Raw genomic sequence first — 6,561 nt, 5'->3', positions numbered from 1 at the left:
GCACAAAAAAGAAACAGACAAAATTCACGATGAATTTGTCTGTTTCTTCGGTTTGCTTTGGATCGGAGTAGCGGGATTCGAACCCACGGCCTCACCCACCCCAAGGGTGCGAGCTACCATCCCCCGACTGTGACTCCATAGTATCAAGGGTTTGCAGACGTTTTTCCAATCAAGACTACAACCCAATCATGATTACAACGTTGCCCAATGTACACTCGGCTCGTTTACTCCATTATTGCTCTCCACTACAACGGCATTATAGGTTCCTGTCGCCCCTCATCTACAAAATATGGTATAATCAAACAAGCGATAGAATAGGCTGCAAGGGCGGTCGGCTAATCTCCCAGAAGGGAGGTGACGCCATGGAAGTTAAAGACGCTTTAACGATCATGATCGGTTTCGGTGCACTTATTGTTGCACTACTGACACTGGTTATAGCAATCGTTTTGGCGCTTATCGGCCAAAAGAAATAGACCGCCCTCGGGAAAGGTTTCGGTCTAATTTCTAAATCATTCCTATTAAGTCTACCGCCCTTAAAAGCGGCTATTGCTATGGAGTCGTGTTAGCCGCACGGCTCCGTTTAGCATTTAAAACTTCGTTTAATGTATTATAGCATAAAAGTGGCAGTATGTTGAGTTAAACCATCATGAAGTTGATAAATCTTAACCATTCCCATCATCTTATCTAACTTGGTAATCCTCGATAAACGATTTAATCCCAAATTTAAGCAACAAAAAAGACCACTCCCTTCGGCAGATGTCAATCTGTTAGGTGTAGTCTGTATTTGCAAAACTGTTTCTACCTCTGTCCACTTTCTTTTATGCCTTATAAAAGTAGCCAAAACCTTTGATAATTAAGGAAAAATCGGAGTAGCGGGATTCGAACCCACGGCCTCACCCACCCCAAGGGTGCGCGCTACCTGACTGCGCCATACCCCGATAATAAAAACGCGGAGGTTCCGCGTTAAATCAACGTTCGTCCAAATGTACATCCAACGGTCGACAAATGCGGTATAACCATTATAAGGCATAGGCGCGCCCCCTCGCAAGAGTTAGGCGCACACCCGCAGAAGGACCTTCAAACATTGCCCACTACTGTTACAGTATATCATGTTCGCCGCCTCTAGTCCTTTCGTCTTACCATTCCCCCTCCAAAATAACCCACAAATCCTATGTCATGGAATAAACTTCCGGGTAATATTTTTTAAAGACGAAAAGTGATTGGAGGAATTCTTATGAAAAAACTAATTCTCGCGGTTACGGCCTGCGCCTTATTAGGATCCGCATCGGTCGCGGCTGCCGCACCTGCAGCAAAGGCGGTCAAAGCCACCATCAAATATTTCAATTTCGTGGTCAATGGCCAGACCAAACTCACCGCGGATGCGTTGGTCTTTAACGGAGCGACGTATGTCCCCATCCGTGATGCTGCCAGCTTGTTCAATTACGAAACGACCTACGATGCAGCAACCAAATCCATCTCTTTCAGTTCAAAGAAAGACTGGATCACCTTATCTGAGCTGGTCGCAGCGAACACCCGGCTTTCGGCATCGTCATCCCAAGACACGCCGAATGTGTACGTCGTTAGGGCGGGGAACGAAATCGCGTTTAGTCTAAACGCCTCGAACCTTAAGGACGGAGATACGACATCCGTCGTAACGAATGGTTCTCACTTGATCAGTGTGAAAAAAGAGCTGGGTTCGGTTGTGTTAAGCAAAAAGGACGTCATCGCTGCCGGATATCTCGTCGAATAATGGATACAGCAACCCCCCGGTATAAATACCGGGGGGGGCTTTCGACTTGATCTATTGATTCTGCCGCTTGGCTTGCGCTTCCTCCTGCAATTCCTTCAGCCAACGCTTGTCCTTTTCCGTCAGCTCCAAGCCGTCCAGTAAGTCCGGACGCCGCTGCCAGGTCCGGCGGAGTGCTTCCTTGCGCCGCCATTCGTCGACATTGGCATGGTGTCCGCTCAGCAGAATGTCCGGCACCTTCCAGCCGCGAAATTCGACCGGGCGCGTGTAATGCGGATATTCCAACAATCCGGTGCTGAACGAATCCGTCACTGCGCTGGTTTCATTGCCCAATACGCCGGGCAGGAGTCGCGTGACGCTGTCGATCACGACCATCGCCGGCAGCTCGCCGCCGGTCAACACGTAATCGCCGATCGACAGTTCATCGGTGACCAGATGCTCGCGAATCCGTTCATCATATCCTTCATAATGGCCGCAAATAAAGACAAGATGATCTTCCTGGGCCAATTCCTCCGCCTTCTTCTGCGTAAACGTCTCGCCTTGCGGACACATCAGGATAATTCGCGGTGGACGGACGGAAGCATTGAGTGCAAATCCGGGATTAACGGCGGGTTCCTCTACTCCCGACAACCCGGCGGCTTCTCCGCCGGCATGCTGCCCGAGCAAATCCTCGACGGCGTGGAAGATCGGTTCCGGCTTAAGGACCATGCCTCCTCCTCCGCCATAAGGCGTATCGTCAACGCTGCCATGTTTATTGCCCGAGTAGTCCCGGAAGTTGATCGCATTCAACGAAACGAGTCCTTTATCCCGGGCTTTGCCAAGAATGCTGCTGCCGAATACGCCGGCGAACATTTCCGGAAACAAGGTCAACACATCAACCCGCATGTTACAACAACCCTTCCATGACATGCACTTTGACGACTTTCTCCTTCACGTTGACGTCAAGGACGACGTCATCGATTACCGGGAGCAGCAGCTGTTTGCCATTCGGCAGCTTGGCCACCCATACATCGTTGGCACCGGGCCTTAAAATTTCGACGATTTGGCCTAGATCCTCGCCCTCATCGCTAACGACCTGGCAGCCGATGATTTCGTGGAAATAATATTCGTTTTCCGGCAGTTCCACGGATTCCGCTTTGGTCACCTTCAGATCACGGCCTTTAAATGGTTCGACTTCGTTGATATGCGAATACTCGGCGAATTTCACGATATACATCTGTTTATAAGGCCGAGCCGTTTGCACGGTGACCTCTAACCGTTCCCCCGTTTCCGGGTGAATGATCAAAAGCCGGTTTTTCGGAGCAAAACGAACCTCCGGAAAATCCGTCTGCAGCAGGACCCGAAGCTCCCCGCGAATCCCGTGCGTATTCACGATTTTGCCTACTGACAATAATGAATCCGACATAATAACCTCCCGATAAAATCTCCTCGTCGTTCTTGCAGCTGACCCTTGCCATCCCAGGATCCTTCTGCTTCAGCATGTACGAAAAAGGGCTAGGACAAACATCCTAACCCGCTTTCGTCTACCATTATGAAGTTGCCGATCAAGACATGATGTCCACGGTAACCCGCTTATCCATCTTGACCGCTGCCGATGCTACGACCGTGCGGAGCGCCTTGGCGATTCTTCCCTGCTTGCCGATGACTTTCCCTACATCGTCGGGATGCACGGAAAGCTCATAAACGATCAGGTGATCCTTCTCCACGACCTCCACGCGCACGTCGTCCGGATGATCAACAAGAGCCTTCGCGATAACGCCGACTAATTGTTCCATATGCGACCCTCCGAATCAGCAATTATTTCTGCTGTCTAAGCTCATGGAATTTCTTCATAACGCCTGCTTTGCTCAGCAGATTGCGAACGGTATCGGATGCTTGCGCACCGTCTTGGAGCCATTTCAATGCTTTTTCTTCATCGATGTTGACTACTGCCGGCTCTGCAACCGGGTTATAGTAACCAATCTCCTCGATAAAACGGCCGTCACGCGGGGAACGAGAATTCGAAACCACGATACGGTAGAAAGGAGCTTTATGAGCACCAATACGTTTCAAACGAATACGAACTGCCACGAAATTCACCTCCTTCAAAGAATGAACGTTTCTTTAGGATTAACGGAAAGGAAAACGCATCCCTTTACCGGCTTTGCTTAATTGCTTCATCATCTTGTTGCCTTTGCCTTTCGGCCCCATCATGTCGGAGAACTGCTTCATCACGCGTCGCATTTCGTCAAATTGCTTGATCAAGCGGTTAACGTCGGCGAGCGTGGTTCCGCTGCCTGCGGCAATCCGCTTGCGCCGGCTGTGATTGATCATGTCGGGATGTTGCTTCTCCTCTTTGGTCATCGAATGCACGATGGCCTCCACCCGGCCCATTTGCTTCTCGTCCACCTTGACGTTCTGCATTTGTTTCATCTTGCCCATGCCGGGAATCATGTCCATGAGTTGATCCAGCGGTCCAAGCTTCTTGACCTGATCCATTTGCTCCAGGAAATCGTCGAACGTAAACTCCGCATTGCGCATTTTCCGTTCCATTTCCTTCGCTTTTTCCGTGTCGATGTTGGCCTGGGCTTTCTCGATCAGCGACAGCATGTCGCCCATGCCGAGAATCCGCGAGGCCATCCGTTCCGGATGGAACGGCTCCAGCGCATCGATCTTCTCGCCGAGCGCGGCGAATTTGATCGGACAGCCGGTGACGGCTTTGACGGACAACGCCGCCCCGCCGCGGGTATCCCCGTCGAGCTTGGTCAGGACAACCCCGGTCAGCGTCAACTGCTGATTGAAGCTCTCCGCCACGTTTACCGCGTCCTGGCCGGTCATGGCGTCCACGACCAGCAAGACTTCATCCGGCTTCGTCACCTCATGGATTTGCCGCAGCTCCTCCATCAGCTCTTCGTCAACGTGCAGCCGGCCTGCAGTATCGATCAGCAGGTAGTCGTTGCCGTTATCCTTGGCATGCTGCAACGCCTGACGGGCGATTTCTACCGGACTGTTGCCTTCCGGCAGCGTAAAGACCGGCACTTTGATCTGCTCGCCGAGCACCTGCAACTGCTTGATCGCCGCGGGGCGGTAAATATCTCCCGCCACGAGCAACGGCCGGTGATTCTCTTTCAAGAGCAGCTTGGCCAGCTTGGCCGAGGTGGTCGTCTTACCGGCCCCTTGCAAACCCGCCATCATGACGACCGTTGGCGGCCGATTGCTGCGAGCCAGCTTGGCTTGGCTTCCGCCCATCAGCTCGGTCAGCTCTTTGTTGACGATATCGATGATGACCATGCCCGGCGTAAAGCTGTCCATGACCTCTTTGCCGACCGCCTTCTCCTTCACCTTGGCGATGAATTCCTTGACGACTTTAAAGTTGACGTCCGCTTCCAGCAGCGCGAGCCGCACTTCGCGCATCGCTTCGTTGACATCGTCCTCCGATACCTTGCCTTTGCCCCGCAGCTTGCTGAACACGCTCTGCAAGCGGCTTGTCAAACCCTCAAATGCCATATCCTCAACACCCCCATTCTTTAAAGGTAGTTCAATATCTGACTTTTTGAACTTGATTTAACTGTATATCGTCATCTTACAATTGCTCCGCCTCGCGAAGCAAATTTCTTGCCGTTTCTTTATGTAACGGGGACATGGCGCTGTCTTCGACCAACTGCTCCAGCCGGGACAATACGCCGCTCCGCGCTTCGTGTTTTTTCAGCAGGCCCAGCTTCTCTTCATACGTTTCTAGCATGCCTTCAGCCCGTTTGATATGCTCATATACCGCCTGGCGGCTAATCTCGAATTCGGCGGCGATTTCGCCCAGCGAGAAATCATCGAGAAAATAATATTTCAAGAAGGTCTGCTGTTTCTCCGTTAGCAGCGCTTCATAGAAGTCAAACAAAAGGTTGATCCGGTTCGTCTTCTCAAGCCTATTCTCCTGACTCATCTGGGCACCCCCTCCGTCAAGGAAAAACACTTTACAGCGCATCAACTTTTCCTATGATACCGAATGCCGGGGTGGATGTCAAGCATTTTTCCTTAACATCTAATGAAGCACCGATAACCGGCGATATTCCGGCAAAAAAGCCGCTTTCCGACAATTCGGAAAGCGGCTTGATCATCATGAACACTTAGTGATGCGGCAGCAGATACAGCAAAATCGCAAAGAAATGCGTCACGCTGCCGCCGAGCACGAACAGGTGCCAAATCGCATGGTGGTACGGGAATCCCCGCCACACATAAAACACCGTCCCAAGCGTATAGGCCAGACCGCCCGCAACCAGCAGGACAATTCCCTGATGCGGCATCGCCGCAGTCAGCGGTCCCCAAGCAATGACGATCAGCCAGCCCATGATGAGGTAGAAGATCGTCGACATGAACAGGAATCTTTTAACGAAAAAGGCTTTGAAGACGACGCCAAGCAGCGCGATCCCCCAAATGGTGCCGAACAGGCTCCAGCCGAGCGGTCCCCGTACGGCCACCAGCAGAAACGGCGTGTACGTCCCCGCAATGTAGATGTAGATCGAGGAATGATCGAAAAACTCGAACAAATCCTTCAATTTGCCTTCCTTGAAACTATGCACGAGGGTGGAGCACAGGTACAGCAGCAGCATGCTCGCACCGTAAATCGTAAAGCTGACGACGTGCCAAGCCGTTCCCTTCATGCTGGAAAAAACGATCAGCAGTACTAGTCCCGCCACACTGAGCAAGGCGCCGATTCCGTGAGTGATCGCGTTGGCAATTTCCTCGCGGCGGTCGTAAGTATGCGTATTGGCCATCCTGTCACCTCCTAAAAATCTCTGGTTAGTATGTCTTGCCGGGCGTTAGCCTATGATCATCATACG

General features: G+C 51.7%; 10 protein-coding genes and 1 tRNA gene. 2 read left to right on the top strand and 9 right to left on the bottom strand.

What is annotated here, in order from left to right; translation table 11 throughout:
• Positions 1–362 precede the first annotated feature (362 nt).
• The gene (locus tag MJ257_RS04485; RefSeq protein ID WP_240268102.1) at positions 363–473 is read left to right on the top strand and encodes a putative holin-like toxin; all 111 of its coding nucleotides are present in this window, start codon (positions 363–365) and stop codon (positions 471–473) included.
• Positions 474–864: 391 nt separating this feature from the next.
• Here MJ257_RS04485 and MJ257_RS04480 read toward each other — a convergent pair.
• A tRNA-Pro gene (locus tag MJ257_RS04480) sits at positions 865–938 on the bottom strand.
• Positions 939–1,234: 296 nt separating this feature from the next.
• On the opposite strand from MJ257_RS04480, the gene MJ257_RS04475 reads away from it, so the two are divergent.
• A complete protein-coding gene (locus tag MJ257_RS04475; RefSeq protein ID WP_240268101.1) occupies positions 1,235–1,750 on the top strand; it encodes a stalk domain-containing protein in 516 nt (171 codons plus the stop codon).
• Positions 1,751–1,801: 51 nt separating this feature from the next.
• Here MJ257_RS04475 and trmD read toward each other — a convergent pair whose 3' ends face one another.
• The 8 genes from trmD to trhA all read right to left on the bottom strand — a co-directional run bounded on the left by trmD (position 1,802) and on the right by trhA (position 6,495).
• Positions 1,802–2,632, bottom strand: coding sequence for a tRNA (guanosine(37)-N1)-methyltransferase TrmD (gene trmD, locus MJ257_RS04470; protein ID WP_240268100.1), 831 nt, complete (start codon positions 2,630–2,632; stop codon positions 1,802–1,804).
• Between the two features lies 1 nt (position 2,633).
• A complete protein-coding gene (gene rimM / locus MJ257_RS04465) occupies positions 2,634–3,152 on the bottom strand; it encodes a ribosome maturation factor RimM (RefSeq protein WP_240268099.1) in 519 nt (172 codons plus the stop codon).
• Positions 3,153–3,291: 139 nt separating this feature from the next.
• Positions 3,292–3,522 (bottom strand): KH domain-containing protein, encoded by a 231-nt coding sequence (locus MJ257_RS04460; RefSeq protein WP_059045410.1) that lies wholly within the window; start codon positions 3,520–3,522, stop codon positions 3,292–3,294.
• A 22-nt stretch (positions 3,523–3,544) separates the two neighbouring features.
• Entirely contained in the window at positions 3,545–3,817 is a 273-nt protein-coding gene (rpsP, locus tag MJ257_RS04455; RefSeq protein ID WP_009222977.1) for a 30S ribosomal protein S16, read from the bottom strand.
• Between the two features lie 39 nt (positions 3,818–3,856).
• A complete protein-coding gene (ffh, locus tag MJ257_RS04450) occupies positions 3,857–5,233 on the bottom strand; it encodes a signal recognition particle protein (protein ID WP_240268098.1) in 1,377 nt (458 codons plus the stop codon).
• 76 nt (positions 5,234–5,309) lie between these two features.
• The gene (locus MJ257_RS04445) at positions 5,310–5,663 is read right to left on the bottom strand and encodes a putative DNA-binding protein (protein WP_240268097.1); all 354 of its coding nucleotides are present in this window, start codon (positions 5,661–5,663) and stop codon (positions 5,310–5,312) included.
• 31 nt (positions 5,664–5,694) lie between these two features.
• A complete protein-coding gene (locus MJ257_RS04440) occupies positions 5,695–5,841 on the bottom strand; it encodes a hypothetical protein (protein ID WP_240268096.1) in 147 nt (48 codons plus the stop codon).
• Positions 5,842–5,847: 6 nt separating this feature from the next.
• Positions 5,848–6,495 (bottom strand): PAQR family membrane homeostasis protein TrhA, encoded by a 648-nt coding sequence (gene trhA / locus MJ257_RS04435; protein ID WP_240268095.1) that lies wholly within the window; start codon positions 6,493–6,495, stop codon positions 5,848–5,850.
• Positions 6,496–6,561 lie beyond the last annotated feature (66 nt).

Origin of the sequence: Paenibacillus timonensis, assembly GCF_022427145.1 — a bacterium.
GTDB lineage: Bacteria > Bacillota > Bacilli > Paenibacillales > Paenibacillaceae > Fontibacillus > Fontibacillus timonensis.
This window is presented reverse-complemented; position numbering and strand designations above follow the sequence as displayed.